Raw genomic sequence first — 23,407 nt, 5'->3', positions numbered from 1 at the left:
CATGAGGAGACTAGTTACATTAAGTATCGTCCTGGGCCTGCTTTCGGGTTGTGTTCATAAGGAAATGAACGGCAACGGAGATCAGGCGGCTGGGAATGCAGGCAACGGACCGGCGACAGAAATCAAAGATATCGGCTCGTTCCGTTTGTCAGATCCTGAGGGTCCCAAGGTCGTAGACCAGGAATTGGATGTTATCCCTACAGAAATTAATCCACTTGTTGAAAAGTGGATCACTTACTTCCAGGGCCGCGGCCGCCATCACATGGAAAGATATTTGGCGCGTTCTTCTCGCTATGAAAAGCTGATGAAGAAAGTTTTGCGCGACAATGGCTTGCCGGAAGACATCTTTTACATCGCTTTGATTGAATCAGGCTTTAGCTCCAATGCAACTTCGCATGCAGCAGCAGTGGGTTACTGGCAGTTCATTCGTGGGACAGGCAAACGCTACGGTTTGGAAATCAATCCATTCGTGGACGAGCGTCGTGACCCGGTTTTTGCCACTCAAGCAGCAGCAGAATATTTCAAAGGTCTTTATTCCGTTTTCGGTTCCTGGTATTTGGCCATGGCTTCCTACAACGTGGGTGAAAACCGTGTAAAACGCGAAGTGATGAATCACTACACGCGTGATTTCTGGGAGCTTGCCCGCAAGAAACGTCTTCCAGCTGAAACAATCAACTATGTTCCGAAATTTATCGCAGCCAAGTTGATCGCTAAAGAACCGGCTAAGTACGGTTTCGAAGACATCGATTATCTTCCACCGATCGAATTCGATCACATCACTGTGAATCAGCCGATCAACATGCGCCAAATGGCGGAGAAACTAAACCTGAACTACGAGGACTTCAAAGCATTGAATCCCAAGTTCAAAGGTGAAGTGGCGATCCTAAAAGGCAGCGAACTTGTTCTTCGTATTCCACCGGGTTCTACTGAACTTGCAAAAGTGGCAGCGAACGAATCTGTGGTTACTGATTTGAAGTTCATCGCGGATAGCGGTGATACAACAACATACAAAATCCGCAGAGGCGACAATCTTAAGTCCATCGCTCGTAAGTACAGAACTTCTGTGGCATACATCCGCGATCTTAATGACTTGCCAAGAAAATCACGTCTGACAGTGGGCCGCACGATCTACGTACCAGATCGTACTCCACTTCGTGATCGCTCTGACCGTAAAAACAACAGCACTATGTCAGCTAAAACCAATGCAAAACCAGCGGTTGAAAAATCCGTTGAAACAGCAGCGGCCGATTTGACAGGGGGTCGTTACTACGTGGTTCAATCGGGTGACTCTTTGTTCTCGATCGCACAAAGATATTCGACGTCAGTAGCTGAGCTTCAACGTGCCAACAACATCAAACGCAAAAGCAAATTGAAGTTGGGCATGAAACTAAAAATTCCAGGTGGGGACAGCAGTTCCGCCCGGGAGGTAGCCAAAAGCAAAGTACACGTAGTCCGTAAGGGCGACAACTTGACTGATATCGCTGCTAAATACAACGTAACAGTCGGCCAGCTAAAACAAAAAAACAAGCTGCGCAACCCAGCCTCCCTGATGGTAGGCTCCAGAATCAGAATCCCAATCGCAGACGCGAATTAAAAAAAACCACTCGAGAGAGTGGTTTTTTTATTGGGTAACAGTTACCTTTTTGTACTGCTGTGCAGAACCGTTCGGTTTTGATATGCGTTATGAGTTCTTCTTTGGAAATCATTTATTTCGAATAATGGATTTCGATTCCTCGGCCTTTGAAATAGGCCTTCACAGTTGATTGAACTTCTCTGTGCTGGCGACCTTTAAGCTCTCCGTCGAAATACCTGTCTAATATGTACTGCGCATTTGATTTAAGGGGTTCTCTGAACTCGTCGTTACTACCATGTATTATAGTGAGCATGGAAGTGTCTGCTAAAAAATATTGTTGATCTACGTAATTTCCGTAAATTTTTGCGTGGAGATCCGTTTTCTCAGGAATTTCATCGAGGGCTCGTTGAGTTGCATTCAAAAGATTGGAGATATCACTGGCGTTGATTTTTCGATCACAAGGAAGGGCTGCCGGTGCCCAGTAATATTTTTTGCAGAATGATTCTTTAAGCAACTCCGACTCATCTAAGAAACTTTGGTATTGAGATACGGCAGGCTTTGCTGCTCGGCTAAAATACTCGATTCTATCCAAGGATTCATTCGGTAGTGGATCGGACATGATTTTTGCCGTCAGCATTTGCATTGTCTGATTCGAGATCTCTAGAATTCTTTGGTCTTTTAAATATCTGAGTGCTTCATGAATAATCAACGCTGTCTGATGAAGCTCTGGAAGAGAATTAAAATCTGTGGCGCTAATGTTAACTCCAAAACCCGAAACATAGAGGGCAACCATTTTTAGTTTTCCAGCTGGAATGTTCGCCTGAGCGGGTAGGTAATACTCTTTGGGCAATGATGCAAATGTTCCGTTGTGAACGTAAACAGTCATTCTATTAAGTGCTGCACCCACGCGGTCGATAAGCGCAGGGGAAGAGTTAAGCCACTTGTCGATCTGTCTTGATGCTCGTCGCATGACTGGTTGGTCAAAATTTGACAGCAGAGAAATCCCAATCTTCCGGGATCTTTCATCTTGGACAAAACTATTTGAATTCATGCGGCGATCTGCAAACGCCGAAGGGTTGTAAAGATAAAGATCCAATAAGCCCGGTCCATTCGGAGTATTGACGATTGTTCCTCCACCCGTGTCTACGCCTCCTAGAGCTTTTGACGAGCCAGAGGTATTAAGCATTTTTGAAACTTGTTGGGAAGCGGTGACAGGCTGAACGGCACTGTTTTTTTCTAGGGACGAGGTTACTGAGTATTCCACTTGCGCCACGGCGATATTTGTCCCAAATAGGCAAAAGATCGACGTTAATAGGGCTAAAAAGCGCACGGTTTTCATCTGAGCAGGCTCCATTGTTACTTTGGCAAAACTGCATGAAATATGCCCTGGTTTCATAGGGGTTGAAGTTTTCATAAACTCTCCTGTTGGTTGGGTTTAAGTTCTAGGGAACTCGTTTTGGAGAGTTATACGGATGGGCGACGCGATCCGCCATATTTTCTTAGTCTAAAGTTAATTTAAAAATATACCGATAGTATATTAAAAGTGGCAACATACTGAATATATGGATATTTTTGAATACAATGATTATAGAAAAATGCTTCAAGATTGGCTGGTTTTGGAGAAGAAACAGCACAGGATGACGGCTTCATCGTTGGCAGAAAGGGTGGGGGTCCATCCCACTTTTATTTCGCAGGTTCTGAAGGGAGCCAAGGATTTTAGTTCTGAGCAGTGGCTGGCGACTTGTAGTTTGATGAAGCTTTCAGAACTTGAAAATGATTATCTACAGGTCTTGCTTCAGCAGAATCGCGCGGGAACCAAAGAGGCGCGCGCCTACTTCCAAAAAAAGCTGGATGAAATTTTAAAAAGACGCCTGCAGTTGCAGGAGCGGATGAAGGATCACAAGCAACTCACCGATGAGGATCGCGCCGTCTTTTACTCCAGCTGGATTTATTCGGCGGTCCGCTTGTTTGCAGCCTGTGAAGGTGGTCAGACACTTGAACAACTGGCAGAGAAATTCCAGATTTCAAAAAGTAAAATGGAAGAGATCCTGGGCTTTTTGTGCAGAACCGGATTATGCAAATTTGAAAAATCAAAATACCACATGGGTGAGCAGCACGTACACGTGCCCGCAAATTCTCCATTTGTGGTCAGGCATCACACGAACTGGCGTTTAAGAGCGATCAATTCCCTGGAACAAACCACACCGGAGGAGTTGAATTTCACAGCGCCAATGTCGATTTCCAATAAAGATTTTACGATCATTCGCGAAAAAATAGTAAAGCTAATTCAGGAAGCCGTCGAAGTCGCCAAGGCCTCCAACTCAGAAGATCTTGCAACCTTGACGATAGACTTTTTCAAACCCCTCAAGTAACAGTTCCCTTTTTGTACTGCTGTGCATAACCGTTCGGTTTTGAGATGCGTTAAAAAGCTCAACTTCAAAAAGTGGTTTTGTTTTTTTGCTCAGGCTGGTTCACCGCCTTCGTTACTCGTCTATGATGAAATGTGAAGTGGGGGAGTCATGACAATCTACACAGTAGGTTACGAAGGTTGCGACATCGATGAGTTTGTAGCAGGTCTTAAAAAGAACAAAATCAAACGAATCATCGACATTCGCCGAAACCCCGTCAGTCGCAAAAAAGGCTTCTCTAAAAACAAACTGGCCGCTGCCTTAGCCGAAGAAAACATAAGCTACGAATACCTGGGCACCGAACTCGGCGTGCCCTCCGCCTGGAGAAAAGCAGAAAAAGCCCATCTCATCACCCGCAAAAAAATGTTCAACGACTACAAAACCAAAATCCTACCCAAACACCCAAAACAAATAGAAGAAGTAGTCCGCCTAGCAAAACAAAAAGGCCGCTCAGCCCTCCTATGCTACGAAAACGAAGCCACTGACTGCCACCGCCACTACCTAACCGAAAAAATAAAAACAAAACACCCAGCCACCAAAGTAAAAGACCTAAACGTCCTCCCAAAGCAAAAATCCTTGGGCCTAGCAAGTCTCTAACCTTCTAACCTGAACAAAAGGATTGGGCGAAGCCTCAATCCGAGAGATAACAAAAACAACTCAATGAGCCCGATCCTTGTTTATTCTTTAAAGCTTCAAAGAAAGAACGTCGTAGGTCGGATTGATGGATAGGCGTGTTCCTGTAAAAGTCGACCTCCGTCGGCGCATGGATGCGCGAACCGGCGCAGCCGGCGACGGTGAGCCAAGGATGGCGTGTCGACGTTATAGGAACACGCCTATCCAGCAAGCTGATCAACCGAACACTAAGTTTTTAAAGTAATTAAAAGAAGAAAGAAAAAAAAGTGCCTAAGAGGAATCGTCTTTGATAACTCTTAGGCGAGGGGAATGAAACCAATCCTTTGTAATAAAAAGACCTTCCATTTTGCACACCTCTAAGTTCCCTTAGGTACTCTGTGACCTTTGGCAGCTGGCTGGCAGTGAAGCCCCTGTAGCTTTGCGCCCCATGATTTCCCATGGTTTGCCTTGAGGCAAAGGAAGGATCTAAATCCTAACGAGTATAACCCTAGGAACCTCCTTTGAGTTATTCGATATGATCCTACCAGTTCATCATTCTTTTACGAGGCCTGAACCCTGAACCTCGATTTAGCAATCCTTGTGTACGGTCGTCACTTCGGTGCTTCATCATGATGGTCGTGGATACGATGTTTCATCACTGTCCTCCTTTAGCTGGCCCAAAAAGCATTCACCCGAACAAGTCGAGTCTAACGAGCCACTCGGTTTCAACTTTTACAGAATAGCTCGAATTTATTTTTCGACAAAGTGATGGACATCATTTTCTCAAAACAGTTCGAAACCTGTCTCACGGAGGGAAAGCTAGAGTGAAAGCACGGCGGTATATTCGCCAATAGGAAAAGGGCACCGCCACGGTGGCAGTGTCCTTTTTGGTAGGTGAGCGGATAATTAAGCCGATGTTAATAACAAACACGGCCGTAGTAGTACCAGCCCCAGCTATAGCAGTAACAGCTGTAGCCCACAGGAGCCCATTGATTCAGATAACACCAGCCATAGTTTGTACAGCATTTGTTGCCGTAATAGTATTTGGCGTCGGCTTCGTCTTGTCTTGCCATATCCAAAACTTCTTGTTCTTCAGTGGTGCTCATCAAGCCGGATGATTGAGTTTCAATAGGGAAAAGAGGGCGATCGGCGGGAAGTTGAGATTGCGGAGCTGCATTCGCGGAAAGCGCAAATGCAAGGGCCAGAGTAAAGGTGGTTAGTGCCTTTCTCATAAAATCCTCCTTAATTTTTTGCGATAACTATTTACCGCAAACAGTTCCAGGATAAACTTTGTTGCCGTGTTTGCAGTAGCAGTCGCTGCCGACAGGGAAGTCTCCCCATCCACAGGCAGGCGCACCGCCTACGGGACAGCAGACACCCATAATTTGCATATCATCACTGGAGCTGACGGTTTCAAAACCCTCGACCGATTGTGAAGAATAAATTGTAGAAGCATTAGAAGGTGAGGAGAGTGCCGAAAGAATATCGACGTTTGTTGGCGCAGCCATTGCCGCCATTGAAAAGGTCATTCCGGAAATAATTGCGAATATCAGTGCTTTCATGCTTTGCCTCGCAGTTATAACGGCCACAAGTCTATTGTCCCTCTTTTGTCTTTCGACTTCCATATTCCGCAACAGACATTGTTGCGGAACATGAACTGGACAGACCGATGGCCGACAAGTTTATTGCTGAATTAGCGACAAACGTGACCAGAAACTGTAGCGTCACCACCACGAGAGCACTTACAAGGAGTGCCAACATTGTGGTAAGAGCTCAATTCACAGAAACCACCACCGTAAGATTGGTAGCAGCAGTATTTACCTTGAGTTTTCCAAGCAAGTGCTTCAGCAGACTCAGCTTGGTCAGCAGAAGTAGCGTACACTTCAGAAGCTTGAACAACTGGAAGTTCTGGCATTGCGTATTCAGCTTGTGCAGAAACGCAGAAGCCTAGTGCGATCAAAGTAGCAGCGAAGAATTTTTTCATGAGATCCCCCTCAATATGGTTTTCGGCTATTCAACAAACAAACCAAGACGATGGCAAGTTGTAAAAGCTCAACTCGGGGGGATTTCTGCTCGCAAATGTTTACGGTAAAATCTCACGCAGTTTGTCAGCAACGGCCATGAAAGCCTGTGCCTCAGCGCCATTGCTGTTCGCCTCAACGATCGGAATCCCGGCTTCACAAGCAAGGCCCACAGATGGGTTGAATGGAATTTCCCCAAGCTTTGCAATACCTTTTTGTGCTGCGTAAGAATCCATCTCGCCCTTAGGGAAGAGCTGCATTTTTTCGCCATTCACGGGATTAATCATGTATGCCATGTTTTCGATCATGCCTAACAACGGCACGTTTACGCGTTGGAACATGTCCACAGCTTTTTTGACGTCAATCAGTGCAACGTTTTGCGGCGTAGAAACCAGAACAGCGCCAGCCACTGGAACCTTTTGCGCCAGAGTCAGTTGAATATCACCAGTACCCGGTGGCAAATCCACAACCAGGTAATCCAACTCGCCCCAGTTCACGTCACGCAGGAATTGATCCATCGCTTTGAACAACATCGGACCACGCCAAACGACAGCAGAATTTTCTTCGATCAAGAAGCCAATAGACATCAGTTTGATGCCGTAACGTTGGATCGGTTCAAGTTGATTCGTATCGGGGTTGATTTGAGGTTTCTGAGAAAGAGAGCCCAACATGCGAGGAATACTCGGGCCATAGATATCGGCATCAAGCAAACCCACTTTTGCTTTACGTCCCAAGGCCATAGCAAGGTTGGTTGCGACGGTGCTTTTACCCACGCCACCTTTGCCCGAAGAGACCGCGATAATATGTTTCACTCCGGGAATGGAAGTTTGTTTTTCAAACGGATTTGGTGCAGCCATTTTTAACGGACTCCTTGCTAATTTTGAACTGACAACGAATAATAGACTTTACATGAATAGCCAAGATTTTTTGACGTTGAACCTTGTGGGAGCAGGGGCATTCGTTGTCTGGTACCTTTTATCCAGAGGTGGGAGTAAAAATCCTACGCGCCTGGACATGAATGCCAAGGACAGCGCGCCGCCTCTGATCAATCCCGAGCCCGCTGCGAGCATCACCCAAGAGGTGGGGCCTGTGGCAGCGACGCGACCAGCGGTTCACCCGGACTTGGCACAAAGAAAAGCAAAGAATCTAAATGTGATCTTTTCCTATAATTCCCATACCTGGGATGCCTATGAAGTGCTGGGGGTTCCAGCAGGGGCTTCCATTACGACCGTCACAGAGGCCTATCAGACGCAAATAAGACGCTGTGAAAAGGAGTCCATCGAGTTTTTCGAGACTGCTTATCAGGCGATCCTCAAAAAGACCTAATCGAATTTTAATTGTCTCATTTTTAAGCTTTAAGGACTGACCGGACTTGGCGTGCTCCAGATGGCGCCGACGCCTGAGTTTATGGCACCCTTACTCCAGGTCATAAGATTGCCATTTTTTATTGCGAATGCCACGGCACTCCAGCCTAGACTGATTTGAGAATACACATCGACACCCAACGCCGGGACGGTTCCGGGCACTCTGTTTTGAGTCGATCCTGTGAGGAAGTAAGAATTTTGTCCCCAGCATTTTGCCTGTCCGTTGGTTAAGACTCCGCAGCTGGCGCCGTCAGAAACAGAGACGCTCTGGTAAGAAGAGCTGCCATCGATGGTAATTGGAAAAATCCGGGTCGTGTTGGTATTGTCTCCAACCTGATAGTTACTATTACCACCCCAACATTTTAGCGTATTTCCTTCAGTTATCGCGCAGGTGTGAGAACCCTGGTATCTTGGGGTAGCCACAGCAATGTAATTGACACCCGTGTCGATGATTGTTGGAGTGTTTTTTCCAGTCGTCGTGTTGTCGCCCAATTGACCGTTGTTGTTCTGACCCCAACATTTCAAAACCTTGGAAGTCGTGATACCACAGGTGTGAGTGCTGCCCGCCGAAATTTCGTTGTATGTTTCAGTGCCATCAATTACCACGGGCGAAAGTTGTGCAATTGAATTCCCATTGCCTAGTTTTCCGCTTGTGTTTGTACCCCAGCATTTTAAAAGTCCCGCCGTCGTAATCGCGCAGGCGTGGTTGCTTGAAACAGAAACTTTTTTATAAGAGACACCACTATCGACCACGACCGGATATTGAGAGCCCACTGCGGTTCCATTACCAAGTACTCCCCAAGTGGCAGTTCTTCCCCAGCATTTTAAAGAATTGGTCGAAGTAATACCGCATGCTCCGCCTCCCACACTAATTGAAAGATAAGCGGTACCAATATCCAGAGGAACCGGCGCCGGTCTATCGGTGTATATGGATTCTATTATATTTTGATCTTCACCCCAACAGTAAACTGCTCCGGTGCTGGTCAGTGCGCAGGCGCTGTCCATCCCGGCAGATACAGCGGCTGTCGTAACTGTTGAAGGCAAGGAAACTTTCAATAGAGATGCGTGAGCAGTGCCCGTGCCATCTCCTTTTACACCTCTGTCAGTTGCGCCCGTGCCGACACCCCAACAGTTTAAAAGTCCAGCTGACGTGATACCACAGCTTGCCAGTCCTGAGGAAACTTCCGAGTAAAGAACCCCTGAATCATAAACGGTTGGAGTCATGTTAGAGCCTGATTGACCGTCAAGGCCCGAACCCCAACATTTCATAACTCCGGTGGAAGTAATTGCGCAGGATCTGGTTCTGCCCGCGGCTACTTTTGAGTATGTTACTCCGTTATTAACGACAATGGGTGTGGAAGACGAAGCTGATTGACCGACAGCAATACCGACACCCCAACATTTTAAGACGCCGGCGGTAGTGATACCACAAGTGTGGGAAGTCCCTGATGATACAGATTGATAAGCCGTAGCACTGTCGATGATAACCTGATTTGGTGCGGCCGTCGTCGTACCATTACCGACTTGCCCATTTGAGTTAGCACCCCAACATTTCAGCTGACCGGTACCACTTACAATAGCACATGCTGTAGAGCCACCCGCGGAAACAGAGGAATAAGAAGTCCCGGCATCAATGACGACAGGGCTTAGTTGATCTGTTGCGCTGCCATTTCCTAAAGATGAAGCAAGTCCCCAACATTTAAGAACCCCGGACGTAGTGACGCCGCAGGTGAATGCATATCCAGCGGTGATCGATGCATAGGTTTCGCCAGCGTCGATGATCAATGGAACATTCGAGCTTGCTAAATTACCCGTGCCCAAGCTTCCTGCAGTATTACGACCCCAGCATTTTAAAACTCCGGCAGTTGTGATCGCGCATATATGTTGAGTTCCACTGGAGGCAGTGACTTCTTTGTATGAAGTGCCAGCGTCGATCAGTATTGGGGTCGGAGAGTTGACAGTGGTGCCATTGGCCATCTGGCCATCGTCATTGAAACCCCAGCATTTTAGTTCATCTTTTTTAGTGATGCCGCAAGTATTCGAGCCACCGGCCGAGACTTTTTTGTAGGTCACGTTGTCAGGATCTTCGTTATCGACAGCAAGACGACGGGCAATGTAGTCCGAGCCCAGCTCGTGAGCAGGCGAATCTGTGGAGCTAAGTTGGACTTGCACAACTTTCGATGTGTTGGCGGAGCCATTGCCTGTGTAAGTGTATGGAATAGAAGCGGTGGTGCTGCCTGCCGGAATCGTGATGGTTCCTGCTGGCAGATTCACATCCACACCGGAAACCGCGGTGGTAAGCGACCCAAGATTATAAGACAGGTGAATATCATAGACCGATGCCGGAGAAATCGTTAAGTCTAAACTCTGCGAAGAAGTGCCACTGCCTTCGGAGAACATATCAGCTGGTTTTGTGAAGGAAATTACGCTGACAGTTTTTACGTTGATCGAAGCGGAAGGCCCGGCTGCTGGGGCTTGGTTGCCAACTGCATCTGCGGCAGTGCCGGCAACAACCGACAATGTGTACGACCCTGTTTCCAGACAACCGATTACCTTTGCGTAGCGGATCGAACCTGTACCCGTTACAGTTACGCCGCAACCTTGAGTATTACCACTTAAAGTGATGTCGGAAGCGTCAAGGCTATAGCTGGTTGCTCCCGCATAAGTAAGAGTGAAGCTTGCTTCGTAAGTAGAATTGTAAACGATTGAAGTGGAAGGAGAGGTGATTGCTAAAGTAGGACCGGTATTGTCGACCGTCATCGCCGTTGCTGAAGTGAATGCCGGAGCATTCACAGCGCCGTGAATAGCTGTATTTGCCTTAAGTGCGGCCGATACAGTTCCATCTCCCGAACAATTGGTGACCGAAAGAAGACGTTGGTTTGCAGACACTGTGCTAATAGAAGCCGTACATCCCGAAACGGTTCCATTCATAGTCAAAACAACATCTGAATCTGACAGGGATATAGTAGAGAAATCACGATAAGTGATATTGCGGGTGAAAACCGTAGAGCTATTTCCTGTTGTTGGAATCCAGCCACCCCAGGTGATTGCGGGAACTTTGTTATCGACCGTAACCAAACCAGGGCCGGCTGCTGCCGTCAAGTTTCCAAGGGAATCTACCGCAGTGCCAGCCGCAATATTCAGATTCAGTACGCCACTGGTGGTGGTGCAACCTGTGACGGAGATAGTTCGGGTCGTAAGACCTGTGCCTGTTACACTTGCCACACAGCCCGCTGAAGCACTCGACAGCAAGACATCCGAAGCTGAAAGTGTGATGCTCACGGCGTCTGTATAAGTTACATCCCAATAGTAGGTATCTAAACTGGTAACGCCAGTTGAAGTTGCCGCACCCAAGGAAATTCCCGGGCCCGTATTATCCAAAGTAACTGATGTAGACGGTCCGGCAGCAGGGGCCTGCACTCCTGAACTTGATGAAGCGGAGTTGGCTGCAACAGAAATATTCATTGTGCCGGTTCCAGTACATCCTGAAACCGTGACGGTACGAACTAAACCGCTTCCTGATATAACCGGTGTGCAGCCTGCAGGTGCAGTGCCGCCGAAGGAGATATCGGAAGTTGTAAGCGTGATAGCGTTTACATCGGTGTACGTGACGGTCCAGCTAAAAGAATCGGAACTATTTCCCAGAACCTCCGAGAGTGGTGCAAGAGCCAAAGTCACAGTAGGAGATGTCAAAGGTCCGACATTCCAGGAAAGAGTGTTTGAAAGTAAATTGCCATTGCCGGCAAGGTCGGCAACTTTCCCTGCGGGAAGCGACAATGTGACTGCTCCAAAAGCTGTCACCGCCACAGTACCCACATAGTTGAAACCTGATTTAACCAGCGAAGTAACAGTGCCATTTGTAACTGTAAGATCGGATGGTTGAACTGATTGCGAAGTTTCTTCCGTCAACGTCAAAGTAAATGGTAACTGCATTGCCGTGGTCGGACTGCCTTCAGTCGAACTCAATGCTGTTGTCGGGGGAGTTGAGTCAATCACAAATGAAAGCTCATTTGATTTCGTACCCGACGGGGAGTTAACCCATACTTTAACGTCACCTTCGCTGGAAGGAATGATTGTAAATGTATAACTGGAGCCTGTGGCAACCAACGAGTGCGCGGTTCCATTTGTGACCTGAATGGACGAAAGAGTCACCGGATCGGAGTTGGTACTTTGCAATTCAACTAAAATGGAATTTGATTTTGTGACAGTGGGCTCAGATGAAAAGATCGCCAAACTTGAAGCATCAAAAAGACTGGCATCAAGGGAACATGCTGCCAGTGAGAGTGATAAACACACCCCCCAGACTGCATACGCGACAGCATTCCGAATAACCCGACCAAGACGTTCCATAGATAATTATTCGGATTGTTGTCGGGGAATCTATAGTTCCTCTGTTTCATTCTGAAACGAATCAAGGAAACTTTATGAATGTATTGCGCGTTTTTAATAGTGAAAATTTGAATTTATTTTGAATAGAGGCAGCTATAACCCTGAGTGCCCCGGGAGATATGCTCCCAGTTAAATCCAGTGCGTGCCGTATCGAAAATCACGATATCTTCGCTTAGAGGCAGACGGTCTGCTCCGAAAAGCAATTCTTCTTTGTTGTGCACGTATTGATCTTTGATTTGGGCGTGGGCAAGCATTTTGCCAAATTCTCCGCGCACGGGTCGCTGGATTTTTCCGATTTCACAAATCTCGCTTTTGCTTAAAACCGTATCACCGTTTTTTGCAACCAGAGCAAAGCCTCGGCATTGCTCAATCCAAGTAACGGAAGACGGACAGTTGTCAGCGCCAGCCACCAGCTTGTAAATGCCCTGACGCCCTTGCCATAAAACCTGCGGAGACTTCGAGGCAAAATCGCTCGAAGTCGGAGTTCCGTAGTTTGAAATAGTCAGTCCCAACATGAGACAGCAAAGGATAAAGCGCATGGAGTTCTCCCGTTAAGGAGATTAATAGCAAAGGCTATGCTTTGATCAGTTGCATTCAGTTCCACGTCAGAGGAGATTTCTCAAGTTGATCCGCTTAAGAACCACAGCAGTGCCGATCCTCGGCAGTCAATCAGGCAATCAATCGTGTGCGGTGGCTGATCAAGGTTCGTTCTTCGGATTGGGCATATGCCTTTCACGATCTTTATGCTTAAAACACCTGCGCCGGTGTTGCTATGTTTCATTGCCCTGGATGTAATTCAAATTTGTTTGACGTGATTTTCGACTGCGGAGGTTTTTCTATACGCCGTGATATTTCTATCGCAGGGGAGCGCCGTAAATGTTTTGAAAGTACGTCTTACAAAGGTGTTTGTGCTCTTCTGTGGCTGTGTTTTTTGAGGATTCTTAAAATGCTTTTCCAGAATAAAAACGGGCCAAGAATGCGCTTTTAAAAATGGGTATATAACTTCTTTAACAAGAACATAAAATTAATAAACTCTCTGCACGACAATCTAAAGTTATACGCGCATGAGGGCTTGGAGATGTAAGATGAAACACCTATCTAACAACCAACTTCTAGCTAAAGTAAAAGATTTAGTTCAACAAGAACGTCGTATTCAGGTTGAATTTTTGCGTCACCTTCGCGAAGTCGAAGAACGCCGGCTGTTTTTGGATATTGGCTATGGCAGTCTTTTTGATTATGTGACCAAGGAGCTTGGTTATTCTGAAAGTGCCGGTTACCGTCGCATTCAAGCGATGCGTTTGTTGAAATCCGTTCCGGAAGTGCAGGAGAAAATCTCTAACGGTGAAATGACTTTGACCACGGCTGCCCAAGTGCAGAGTTTTATCCGTATGGAAACAAAACGCGAAGGTGGTGTTTCCGTTGAATGCAAGCGAGACTTGGTTGCGGCAGTTCAAAGTAAGTCATCTCGCGAGGTTGAGAAGATCTTAATTAGTCATTCCCCGGCAGCGGCGCTGCCTGCTGAAAGAGTTCGCGCTTTAACAGAGACTCATATGGAAGTTCGTCTGAATATTGATGAGCAGTTGCGAAGAAAGCTTGATCATTTGAAGGGACTTTTATCTCACAGCCAGTACGATATGAATTATGCCGAACTTATTGAACTGTTGGCCGATCGTGAGCTTAAGAGATCCGATCCAGAACTTCGAAGAATCAACTCGGAACGTATGGTATCTCATTCAAAGCCTCAGCCTTGCGACCGCACTGCGACACCGGCGCCGAAAGTAATATGCAATATCGAAACTGAAAGTAAGAAGGAGAAAGTAGAAACTCAGACTGAAATCAATAGGGTGGCTTCTGAAAATTCAAAGCCTCGCCAGCGCTATATACCAGCGTCGATTCGCAATCAGGTGTGGAAAAGGGATGGCGGGTGTTGTGCTTATGTCAGTCCTGAGGGGAAAAAGTGTGATTCGCGATATCAAATCCAGTTCGATCATATCCAGCTTTATTCAAAAGGTGGAGGTCACTCCTTGGAAAATCTGCGGTTACTTTGCGCAAATCATAATAGGAACCGCGCTTTTTAACTTTTAGGCAGGTGATTGTTCAACTGGCTATTAGTGGGCCTTGGCAGTGACAGGTTCTTTGTAGTCGGGCATTAGTTTTCCGCGGTGGCACATATAGCAGGTTGCGGTCGGGCCCTTTTTACCGTCAAAGCCATTTTCTTTTAGCATTTGAGTTAGTTTCATGTGCTCTTTGCTGACTTTGAAGCTTTTCTTGCTGCCGTCGGTGAAGTTCTGAACATTGTGGCATTCGGTGCAGGTGACACCCAGTTCCCGGGAGATGGTTACCATCTCTTCACGAATCTTTTCCTCGCTTTTCACGAACTTGGGTACGGAATTGGCGTGGCCAACCGAAGCGGATAAAAATAGGCCCAGGGCAAGAGTGAAAAACATGAAAGTGCGCTGCATAAAAATAGGATGTCTTAGGTCCCGGGCCGAGATCAAGAAAGACCCGGATTTGTTGACTGTATCTGGACCCAAGTGTAACTTCCTTACCTAGTAACTCAGACCGTCCTGAGTCCAAAAACAACTAGCAACTCCGAAGCCATCGGAGGGGAAAGTAGAGCTTCATGAGCACTCCTGTTAAAATTAGACCTCTTGCTGACTTAAACACTCTTGTCAGCCTTAGCAAACGTCGTGGTTTTGTATTTCAATCTTCCGAGATCTATGGTGGTCTGGGCAGCTGCTGGGACTATGGTCCTTTGGGCTCATTGATGAAACTAAACGTTAAACGCGCATGGTGGAATGCCATGACCCGCAGACCTGACATCGTCGGTCTTGATGCGGCTATCCTGATGCATCCCCAAGTGTGGAAAGCATCTGGTCACGTCGATGGTTTTTCGGATCCATTGGTGGACTGTAAAGACTGTAAAACGCGTTTCCGCGCAGACAACACAGAATCTTACCTGAAAGATAAAAAATGCCCAAATTGCGGCAGCAAGAATTTATCTGAAGAGCGTAACTTCAACTTGATGTTTAAAACGCACATGGGTCCGTTGGAGGATTCAGCGAGTGTTGTGTACCTGCGCCCGGAAACAGCGCAAGGTCACTTTGTGAACTTCCTGAACTGCCAACAATCTTCCCGTTACAAAGTACCATTTGGTATCGCAGCGATCGGTAAGTCCTTCCGTAACGAAATCACGCCAGGAAATTTCATTTTCCGTACTCGTGAATTTGAACAAATGGAAATGCAATATTTCGTAAAACCCGGCACTGACGACAAATTCTTCGAAGAGTGGAAAGAGCGTCGCTGGAAGTTCTATCTGAAATACGGCATCAAGGAAGAAAACCTCAAAGTTCATGTTCACGAGAAGCTTGCGCACTATGCGCGTGCTGCAGTGGACGTTGAATACAAATTCCCAATGGGTTTCTCGGAACTTGAAGGTATCCATAACCGTTCAGACTTCGACCTAACTCAACACATGAAGTTCTCGGGTAAAAACCTTGAGTACTTCGATGAAGCGAACAAAGAAAAATTCATCCCCTACGTTATTGAAACAGCCGTGGGTTGTGATCGCTTGTTCCTGGCATTCATGTGCGATGCTTACCGCGAGGAAGTAACGACGGATGAGGCGGGTAAAGAAGATGTGCGCGTGGTCATGGGTCTGCACCCGGAAATCGCTCCGTACAAAGTGGCGATCCTGCCATTGTCGAAAAAAGAAGAGCTGACTTCGATCGCGGATAAACTTCGTGATCAGCTGGCAGAAGACTTTGATGTGACATATGACGAAGCGGCTTCCATCGGTAAACGCTACCGTCGTCAGGATGAGATCGGAACTCCGTTCTGCGTGACTATCGATTTCGACACAATCAACGATCAGGCAGTAACGGTACGTCACCGCGATACAATGGTGCAAGAGCGCATTCCAATGGCGCAGTTAAACTCCTACGTTGCGATGAAACTAAAAAACTTTTAGTTGTTAAAGAATCAAAAAAAGAAAATGGCAGTTTCATAACTGCCATTTTTTTTTGGCCGGGTAATATCACAGATGTCATTTGAATCCCCAGTGCGCTTGAGTAAACTTTTATCTATGAAAATATCTTTGTTTGTAGTTCTGTTGATTGCCTTTTCACAGCCGGTTTTTGCAGGCTTGGTTGTTAAGGCCGCAGTGGCTCAGGACGTGCTTGAGTACTACAACAAATATCTTAAGGGCCGTGACCCCTTGACCATCGACAGCTTCAAAGATCCGGGGGCCCGCAGGGATATCGTGGAATTGATTTTGTTTCAGCAGGCATTGTCCATTGGGGGATTAAAATCCAGGGTCGAGTTCGTAGGCTCACCCAGCTACACCCGCACTGTGATGGAACTAAAAAGCGGCTCTATTCTGGCAACCGGCAACACCATTTGGTCCCAGGATTTAGAGGGCGCCGACAATTTGTGGAGCTCGCCCAGCACCGTTCGGCCCGGAGATTTTGTTGCCGGTCTTTATGGTAAACCCGATAGCATTGCCAAATTCAAAAAAATGGAAATTGGTAAAATCAAAAAATTAAACATCGTAACCAGCAGTGTGTGGAAGAGTGATTACAAGGCACTCACCGATGCGGGTTTTAAAAACATTTTGGATGTTCAGCATTGGCCGTTGATGGTGCGCATGGTGGGGAACGGGCGGGCCGACCTGATGCTTTCTTCTTTTCGCTCGACGGATGATTTAAGTTTTACGGATGAAGATATCAAACTTGTCCCGCTGCCGGGTTATAAAGTGGCCTTGGCGGGTGGGCGAGTGTGGTCCTTTAACAAAGACTTTCCGCAGTCCAATCAGGTCATCCAAGCCTTCCGAAAAGGTTATAAAAATTTAGAGGACCGAGGGACCATTCGTAGGGCCTATAAAGAGTGTGGTTTTTTCAATGAGCGGGTCAAAGATTGGAAGTTTGTTCGAGCAGGTTCCTAGTTCATTTCGATTATGTGGGTTCTTTTTTCAAAGTACACCCCAAGTCTCCGAAGATTAACGGTTCTGAATGACTATTTCCGCGATTTTTGCTAGTTGGAACCCTGTTTATTGAAGGGATGTTTCCAATGAAAAACTTGCTGATCGCAATGCTTGTGGTTTTCAATCTTTCTCACGCTTTTGCTGAGGAGTCCGATCTTCCTATTCCGGGCGGTGATGAATCCGGTACTGTTGAACCATTGCCAGAACTTCCTCCTCCGCCTCCTTCTGACGAGTGGCCTCAAGAGCCTCAACCACTTCCACCAGAACAAACTCCGGAACAACCTCCGGTTGAAACAAACCCGACTCCGGTTCCTCCAGCTCCGCCGTCTTCAGGTGTGCCGGGTGCAGATACAGATGACAGACTTTCCGTGGGTGATCGCGCCTTGGTAGTGAATGGTGGCATGTTCCTGACAGGGAATGTGGTTTCCGTATCCCGCGATGGCAAGCTCGTGACTCTTCGTTCGGACTACAACGGCAACATCAGCACTTACAAATCCAAACAAGTCGGCGTATGGCTTCGTTGCTCCAGCAAAGGTCTTTGTGAAGGGCACAAGGCGATGTACGAATCCAATCGTGGTCGCAACTACAACCCGGTAACTATCCTTGCTACGTACTCGAACGGTTGGTCTTTGGTTTCTGAAGACTTCACGGGTCGCAAGTATGTATTGCAGAACAAAGAAATTTTGAACTCTGAAAACTGCAACAGAAAAACTGGCATCTGCCGTGGGCAGACAGTTCTTTCTGAAGCGATGGGTTCTGCGCCGTATTTCGAAGCGCAAGTTTTGGAAGTCTACGCGGGCGGAGTTTATTTGATCAGCACATACACTGGCAGCAAGGACATTCGTAAGAATGGCGACCTTGCAAAACAAGTGGGCTGCTATAAAAAGCTATGCGCTGGCCAGCAAATGTATTTTGGCAATATCCTGCGCGTTTACGAGAATGGTTTCTTTGTCATTCAAGATCCATACTCTGGTAACTTGACTCTGCGCCCTTACCGCGAGATTCGCTAAAAAGGCGCTCTGGAATTTCATGGAAATGAGTGCCTTCAACAAGGGGACTCATTTCGATGAAAGCATCTTTCGTTTTCTTCTCTCTTATTCTAGCTCTGACGCCTGTTCTTCGGGCCGAAATCACAGATCTACCGCAGCCTGGGGACGAGTTCCCACAACCGCTTCCACCAGACACTCCGGGCACGCCACCGGGACCCGGGCCACAACCTGAGCCCCCACAACAACCAGCACCGAATCCAATTCCTGGGCGTATTTCCGTGGGGGACTATGTTCTTTCCGGTCCTTTTGTGGGTAAGCAATACTACACAGGCGTTGTTGTGCAGGTGTCGGGGAATGGGCGCCTGATCAATGTGCGTGATGACCGTGATCGCAAAGTTTATCAGCGTGATGCGCGTTTGATTTCAAAAAGAATGAGATGTGGTGCGCGCTCTATTTGTGAAGGTGATCGCATCGTGGAAGGGCCTACGAATTCCACTTACTATAACGGCACTGTGCATTCGGCGTATGAGCGCGGTTTGTTCGTTATTCGCCGCGATCAGGATGGGCGTTACTATATCCGCGACCAATCCAGGATTCAGCGGGCATATTAGAATAAAAAAAAGGGAGCCTTTTGGGGAGGCTCCCTGACAGGGGAATCAATCGGTCAAACTTCTTAGTAAAGAAGAATTGGACCTTGAGGGCTTGTACGATAAAGGATGCCGTCTACCTGAGAACCAACAACCGGACCGCACTCTAGCAAAACGCCTTGAGATTGGACTTCGTATTTATCAAGTGGGCAGCCGTACGCTGGGTTGAACATGTTGTTGCGACCCGCGAAAGAAAGTTGAGCAACACAAAGATCGCCATCAGTTTGTTGAATTGCGACTACAGTGCCAACGATTTGAGCATCTTCGCGAGTGCATTCGCCTGCAGCGAAAGCAGAAGAACTTGCAAGCAAAGACATAAGAACAACCAGCTTTTTCATAATATCTCCTAGGGATTTATAAACTTCGATCCGGGGGTTTTAGCACGTGCGGAAGGCTTGCTGGGGCAGAGTTTGCGGCAAATGTAAAAACTTAGGGAATGTCTAAAACGCAAACAGCGCACTCCTTCGTGATCTTAGATGTCACTAGTCAAATTTTTTGCTGAGCATTTCTCTCTTTAAGTTGTTGATTTTAGGAAGGATTTTTCGGGCCTGAGGTTTGAGCTTGCGCTCTACTATTGCGAGGGGCGAAGTGTCGTAATATTTCATTGATATTAGGGGTTTAGCATTGTTTTATCTAGGTTCATTCACATCAAGACAGAATCGTTAAGACAACCTGGAAGGGAAACAATGGACCAGAACGTCACTATCGAAAAACAAAAATCGAAAACCGCTGTTCCGCAGAAGTTCGTATATTTCTTCGCGGCAGGTGAATCCGAAGGCAACGCAGGAATGAAAAACATCCTGGGTGGTAAAGGAGCAAACCTTGCTGAGATGACTTCTTTGGGAATTCCGGTTCCTCCAGGGTTCACAATCTCTACTGAAATCTGCACACACTTCTATGAAGAAGGTGGCAAGCTTCCAGACTGGGTACGTCCAAAAGTTATCGAAGCGATGCAAAAAGTTGAATCCAAAATCGGCAAAAAATTTGGTGATGTGAATAATCCATTGCTGGTTTCCGTTCGCTCGGGCGCACGCGCTTCCATGCCAGGAATGATGGATACAATTCTGAACTTGGGTCTGAATGATCAAACGGTTGAGGGCTTGGCCAAGTCTTCCAACAATCCACGTTTTGCGTGGGATTCTTATCGTCGTTTTATTCAGATGTATTCCGACGTTGTGATGGGGATGAACTCGTCACTTCTTGAAGTGACTTTGGAAGATTTAAAAGAAGAAAAACACTACAAACTTGATACGGAAATGACCGTTGATGATTTGAAACTTTTGGTTAAGAAGTTCAAAGAACTTGTGCACCAAATGACAGGTCAGTCTTTCCCAGCAGATCCTTGGGAGCAATTGTGGGGTTCAGTTTCAGCGGTATTCCGTTCCTGGAATACTCCGCGCGCGATCACTTACCGCGAACTGCACAGCATACCGGCAGCCTGGGGTACAGCGGTGAATATCCAGTCTATGGTATTCGGTAACATGGGTGATGACTCTGCGACTGGTGTGGCGTTCACGCGCAATCCGTCGACAGGGGATAAGGCTTTCTATGGTGAGTTCCTGATCAATGCTCAGGGTGAAGACGTCGTTGCGGGTATCCGTACTCCACAGCCAATAACCAAAATTGCAGCCGCAGAAGCGGGCGTGCAATCTTTGGAAGAAGCTTTACCTGCAGCGTACAAGCAACTGGTTGATATCTACAAAAAACTTGAAGGTCACTATCGTGACATGCAGGACATCGAGTTTACAATCGAGCGTTCTACATTGTGGATGCTGCAAACCCGTAACGGCAAACGTACGGCGGCAGCAGCGTTGAAAATTGCCTGTGACATGATCGATGAAAAGTTGATCACGGAAGAGGAAGCGTTGCTTCGTTTGGATCCTTCATCGTTGGATCAGCTTCTGCATCCAACTTTGGATCCGAAAGCGCAAAAGACTTTGCTGGCAAAAGGCTTGCCGGCTTCTCCAGGTGGTGTGAACGGTCAAATCGTTTTCACTTCCGAGGAAGCAGTCGAGTGGAAAGAGCAAGGCAAGAAAGTTATCCTGGTGCGTATTGAAACATCTCCGGAAGACATTGCCGGGATGGTTGCAGCTCAAGGTATCTTTACCACTCGCGGAGGTATGACTTCCCACGCGGCCGTTGTGGCACGTGGTATGGGTAAATGCTGTGTTGCGGGTTGCGGAGAAGTTGAAGTTGACTATCGCACTGAAACCATGAAGGTGAAGGGCTACGTTCTTAAAAAAGGCGACGTCATTACTTTGGATGGTTCAACGGGTGAAGTTTATCTGGGCGAAGTTAAAACTATCGAACCAAAATTGGATGCTTACTTTGAGCGCATCATGAAAGTTGCAGACCGCACTCGTAAATTGAAAGTGCGCACGAATGCTGACACACCTAAAGATGCGCAAACGGCGAAAAACTTCGGTGCAGAAGGTATCGGCTTGTGCCGTACTGAGCACATGTTCTTCGGTGCAGACCGCATCGATGCTGTTCGTGAGATGATCATCGCCGATAATAAAATGGACCGCGAAAAAGCCCTGGCGAAACTATTGCCTATGCAAAGAGATGACTTCTATCAGCTGTTCAAAATCATGGACGGTCTGCCAGTGACGATCCGTTTGTTGGATCCGCCTTTGCACGAGTTCGTTCCTCACACTGATGATGAAACCAAAGAATTGGCGAAACGTATTGGCACTGACTATGATCGCCTTCGTTCCAAAGTGAAAGCTTTGCACGAGTTCAATCCGATGTTGGGTCACCGTGGTTGCCGTTTGGCGATCACTTATCCTGAAATTTACATCATGCAGGTTCGTGCAATCGCCGAAGCTGCGTGCATGATGCTGAAGGAAGGTTTGAAACTTTCTCCGCCAGAAATCATGATCCCATTGGTTGCGACGGATAAAGAATTGGATATGCTTCGCGGTCAGGCCGAAACTGAAGTGCGCAAAGTTCAGAATGAAAAAGGTCTGAAGTTTGATTACGCGATCGGCACCATGATCGAACTTCCGCGCGCTGCTTTGACGGCAGACGCAATTGCAGAACACGCTGACTTCTTCAGCTTCGGAACGAACGATTTGACACAAACTACTTTGGGTCTTTCCCGTGACGATTCCGGTCGCTTCCTGGGCTCTTATGTTTCCAGCGGTATTTTGGCTAAGGATCCATTCCAATCCATCGATCAGGTGGGTGTGGGCTCCCTGGTTAAAATGGGTGTGGACTTGGGCCGCCGTATGAAACCGTCTTTGAAGATCGGTGTCTGCGGGGAACATGGTGGAGATCCTGATTCTATCGAGTTCTTCCATAAGGTGGGTCTTGACTATGTTTCTTGTTCTCCGTTCCGCGTACCTATTGCCAGACTGGCAGCAGCTCGTGCGACGTTGTTAAACAAAAAACTGCATTCTTAAGCAGTACAAAAGAGCTCCTATGGGAGCTCTTTTTTTTTGCCCAAAACGCGATGAATCTTTTGAACAAATACAGTGTTGTCCAGTTGGGATAATCGAAGAAATTCCGATAATCAGGTATGCGTTTCTTTGTGTTCCTCATTCTTGGACTTTCATTTTCTTTTGCGGCGTTTGCAGAGGACGAAGGTCGACCTTTGTGGGACTGGGGTATAGGTCTGGGATACGTTCGCTACGCTGATTATCCTGCATCTGATGAGTACTCCCAATTAATGTTGCCGTTCCCAACGTTCCAATACCGCGGGGAGTATCTGCGTGCCGATGACCGCGAGGGTGGTCGTGCCTATCTTTTAAAATCTGATGGATGGTCCTTGGAGTTCTCCGGTTCTGGGCGTTTTCCTTTGGATTCCAGTAAAAACAAAGCGCGCTTTGGAATGGAAGATCTGCCGTTGGTTTTAAACGGGGGACCGCAATTGGTTTACGATAGTGGCGGCACCTGGGAATTTCAAATGGCGACTTTTTTCTCTGCAGCTTTTCGTAATGACTACATTCGTGAAAACGGCATGTTGTTAAAAGCCCAGGTTGTTTATCGTTGGGTTGGCGAAACCCGCGGTCCCTATGATACGCAAATTCTAATAACGGGTACGACCGCTTTAGAGGCGAATGCGGCTTCCAATCAGTACATGGAAACCTACTATGAAGTGGATAGCGGTGATGTGCGTGCGGGGCGTTCGGAATACGCTGCGCAGGCGGGCTTTTTAAATACCAATCTTTCCTATTACCAAAGGTTCGCGTCGGGGCGTTCTTCGCTTTATATCGGCGCTTCGATTTCCGACTATTCCTGGTCAGCGAACCGTTCCAGTCCGCTGCATAAATCAGATTATAATATCGGGTGGGGATTGGGTTACATGTACCAGTTTGGCGAATCGTCCAAACCTTCAGTTTCTCCGGAAGACACTCAAGGTGTGATCAACCGCTATCGTCAACATCGTCGCGATCAGCGATTGATTCCTTTGGATTAGTTC

20 protein-coding genes and 1 riboswitch are annotated in these 23,407 nt (G+C 47.1%); of the genes, 11 read left to right on the top strand and 9 right to left on the bottom strand.

The genetic code is table 11. The annotated features are described in order from the left end of the window. Position 1: 1 nt before the first annotated feature. A complete protein-coding gene (locus ACLWNV_RS13050) occupies positions 2-1,594 on the top strand; it encodes a LysM peptidoglycan-binding domain-containing protein (RefSeq protein ID WP_413584883.1) in 1,593 nt (530 codons plus the stop codon). A 112-nt stretch (positions 1,595-1,706) separates the two neighbouring features. Here the strand turns inward: ACLWNV_RS13050 and ACLWNV_RS13045 are convergent, their stop codons facing one another. Further along, on the bottom strand, positions 1,707-2,987 hold the full coding sequence (locus ACLWNV_RS13045; protein ID WP_413584882.1) for a hypothetical protein: 1,281 nt from the start codon (positions 2,985-2,987) through the stop codon (positions 1,707-1,709). 148 nt (positions 2,988-3,135) lie between these two features. Here ACLWNV_RS13045 and ACLWNV_RS13040 point away from each other — a divergent pair, with 148 nt between their 5' ends. Beyond that, entirely contained in the window at positions 3,136-3,945 is an 810-nt protein-coding gene (locus ACLWNV_RS13040; protein WP_413584881.1) for a TIGR02147 family protein, read from the top strand. Between the two features lie 147 nt (positions 3,946-4,092). After that, complete coding sequence (locus ACLWNV_RS13035) at positions 4,093-4,578, top strand: DUF488 family protein (protein ID WP_413584880.1); 486 nt, start codon at positions 4,093-4,095, stop codon at positions 4,576-4,578. 419 nt (positions 4,579-4,997) lie between these two features. Continuing rightward, a riboswitch (cyclic di-GMP riboswitch) is annotated at positions 4,998-5,071 on the bottom strand. Positions 5,072-5,510: 439 nt separating this feature from the next. Here the strand turns inward: ACLWNV_RS13035 and ACLWNV_RS13030 are convergent. From ACLWNV_RS13030 to ACLWNV_RS13015, 4 genes are all read right to left on the bottom strand, one after another. Beyond that, positions 5,511-5,825, bottom strand: a complete 315-nt coding sequence (locus ACLWNV_RS13030; protein ID WP_413584879.1) for a hypothetical protein — start codon at positions 5,823-5,825, stop codon at positions 5,511-5,513. 27 nt (positions 5,826-5,852) lie between these two features. After that, the gene (locus ACLWNV_RS13025; protein WP_413584878.1) at positions 5,853-6,155 is read right to left on the bottom strand and encodes a hypothetical protein; all 303 of its coding nucleotides are present in this window, start codon (positions 6,153-6,155) and stop codon (positions 5,853-5,855) included. Between the two features lie 131 nt (positions 6,156-6,286). Continuing rightward, a complete protein-coding gene (locus ACLWNV_RS13020) occupies positions 6,287-6,577 on the bottom strand; it encodes a hypothetical protein (protein ID WP_413584877.1) in 291 nt (96 codons plus the stop codon). Between the two features lie 99 nt (positions 6,578-6,676). Further along, on the bottom strand, positions 6,677-7,471 hold the full coding sequence (locus ACLWNV_RS13015; protein ID WP_413584876.1) for an Mrp/NBP35 family ATP-binding protein: 795 nt from the start codon (positions 7,469-7,471) through the stop codon (positions 6,677-6,679). A 52-nt stretch (positions 7,472-7,523) separates the two neighbouring features. Between ACLWNV_RS13015 and ACLWNV_RS13010 the strand changes: the two genes are divergently transcribed. Then, positions 7,524-7,940 carry a hypothetical protein gene (locus tag ACLWNV_RS13010; protein WP_413584875.1) on the top strand — a complete coding sequence of 139 codons (417 nt, stop codon included), beginning with the start codon at positions 7,524-7,526 and terminating at the stop codon, positions 7,938-7,940. A gap of 29 nt (positions 7,941-7,969) precedes the next feature. Here ACLWNV_RS13010 and ACLWNV_RS13005 read toward each other — a convergent pair whose 3' ends face one another. Both ACLWNV_RS13005 and ACLWNV_RS13000 read right to left on the bottom strand, forming a co-directional pair. Next, on the bottom strand, positions 7,970-12,274 hold the full coding sequence (locus ACLWNV_RS13005) for a hypothetical protein (RefSeq protein WP_413584874.1): 4,305 nt from the start codon (positions 12,272-12,274) through the stop codon (positions 7,970-7,972). A 167-nt stretch (positions 12,275-12,441) separates the two neighbouring features. After that, positions 12,442-12,906 carry a hypothetical protein gene (locus tag ACLWNV_RS13000; protein WP_413584873.1) on the bottom strand — a complete coding sequence of 155 codons (465 nt, stop codon included), beginning with the start codon at positions 12,904-12,906 and terminating at the stop codon, positions 12,442-12,444. Positions 12,907-13,452: 546 nt separating this feature from the next. On the opposite strand from ACLWNV_RS13000, the gene ACLWNV_RS12995 reads away from it, so the two are divergent. Continuing rightward, a complete protein-coding gene (locus ACLWNV_RS12995; protein WP_413584872.1) occupies positions 13,453-14,445 on the top strand; it encodes an HNH endonuclease in 993 nt (330 codons plus the stop codon). A 30-nt stretch (positions 14,446-14,475) separates the two neighbouring features. On the opposite strand, the gene ACLWNV_RS12990 is transcribed toward ACLWNV_RS12995, so the two are convergent. After that, entirely contained in the window at positions 14,476-14,829 is a 354-nt protein-coding gene (locus ACLWNV_RS12990; protein WP_413584871.1) for a hypothetical protein, read from the bottom strand. A 161-nt stretch (positions 14,830-14,990) separates the two neighbouring features. Here ACLWNV_RS12990 and ACLWNV_RS12985 point away from each other — a divergent pair, with 161 nt between their 5' ends. The 4 genes from ACLWNV_RS12985 (at position 14,991) to ACLWNV_RS12970 (ending at position 18,948) form a co-directional block, all read left to right on the top strand. After that, the gene (locus tag ACLWNV_RS12985) at positions 14,991-16,337 is read left to right on the top strand and encodes a glycine--tRNA ligase (protein ID WP_413584870.1); all 1,347 of its coding nucleotides are present in this window, start codon (positions 14,991-14,993) and stop codon (positions 16,335-16,337) included. 114 nt (positions 16,338-16,451) lie between these two features. Then, positions 16,452-17,309: a hypothetical protein gene (locus ACLWNV_RS12980; RefSeq protein ID WP_413584869.1), complete on the top strand. Its 858-nt coding sequence runs from the start codon at positions 16,452-16,454 to the stop codon at positions 17,307-17,309. A 125-nt stretch (positions 17,310-17,434) separates the two neighbouring features. Next, on the top strand, positions 17,435-18,358 hold the full coding sequence (locus tag ACLWNV_RS12975) for a hypothetical protein (RefSeq protein WP_413584868.1): 924 nt from the start codon (positions 17,435-17,437) through the stop codon (positions 18,356-18,358). A 56-nt stretch (positions 18,359-18,414) separates the two neighbouring features. Beyond that, positions 18,415-18,948, top strand: a complete 534-nt coding sequence (locus ACLWNV_RS12970) for a hypothetical protein (RefSeq protein ID WP_413584867.1) — start codon at positions 18,415-18,417, stop codon at positions 18,946-18,948. 62 nt (positions 18,949-19,010) lie between these two features. Here the strand turns inward: ACLWNV_RS12970 and ACLWNV_RS12965 are convergent, their stop codons facing one another. Then, positions 19,011-19,322, bottom strand: a complete 312-nt coding sequence (locus ACLWNV_RS12965) for a hypothetical protein (RefSeq protein ID WP_413584866.1) — start codon at positions 19,320-19,322, stop codon at positions 19,011-19,013. A 348-nt stretch (positions 19,323-19,670) separates the two neighbouring features. On the opposite strand from ACLWNV_RS12965, the gene ppdK reads away from it, so the two are divergent. Further along, on the top strand, positions 19,671-22,388 hold the full coding sequence (ppdK, locus tag ACLWNV_RS12960; RefSeq protein ID WP_413584865.1) for a pyruvate, phosphate dikinase: 2,718 nt from the start codon (positions 19,671-19,673) through the stop codon (positions 22,386-22,388). 116 nt (positions 22,389-22,504) lie between these two features. Next, positions 22,505-23,404 carry a MipA/OmpV family protein gene (locus ACLWNV_RS12955; RefSeq protein WP_413584864.1) on the top strand — a complete coding sequence of 300 codons (900 nt, stop codon included), beginning with the start codon at positions 22,505-22,507 and terminating at the stop codon, positions 23,402-23,404. Positions 23,405-23,407: the final 3 nt, after the last annotated feature.

The organism is Bdellovibrio sp. HCB274, assembly GCF_047306075.1.
In the GTDB taxonomy this organism is placed as follows: Bacteria; Bdellovibrionota; Bdellovibrionia; order Bdellovibrionales; family Bdellovibrionaceae; genus Bdellovibrio.
This window is presented reverse-complemented; position numbering and strand designations above follow the sequence as displayed.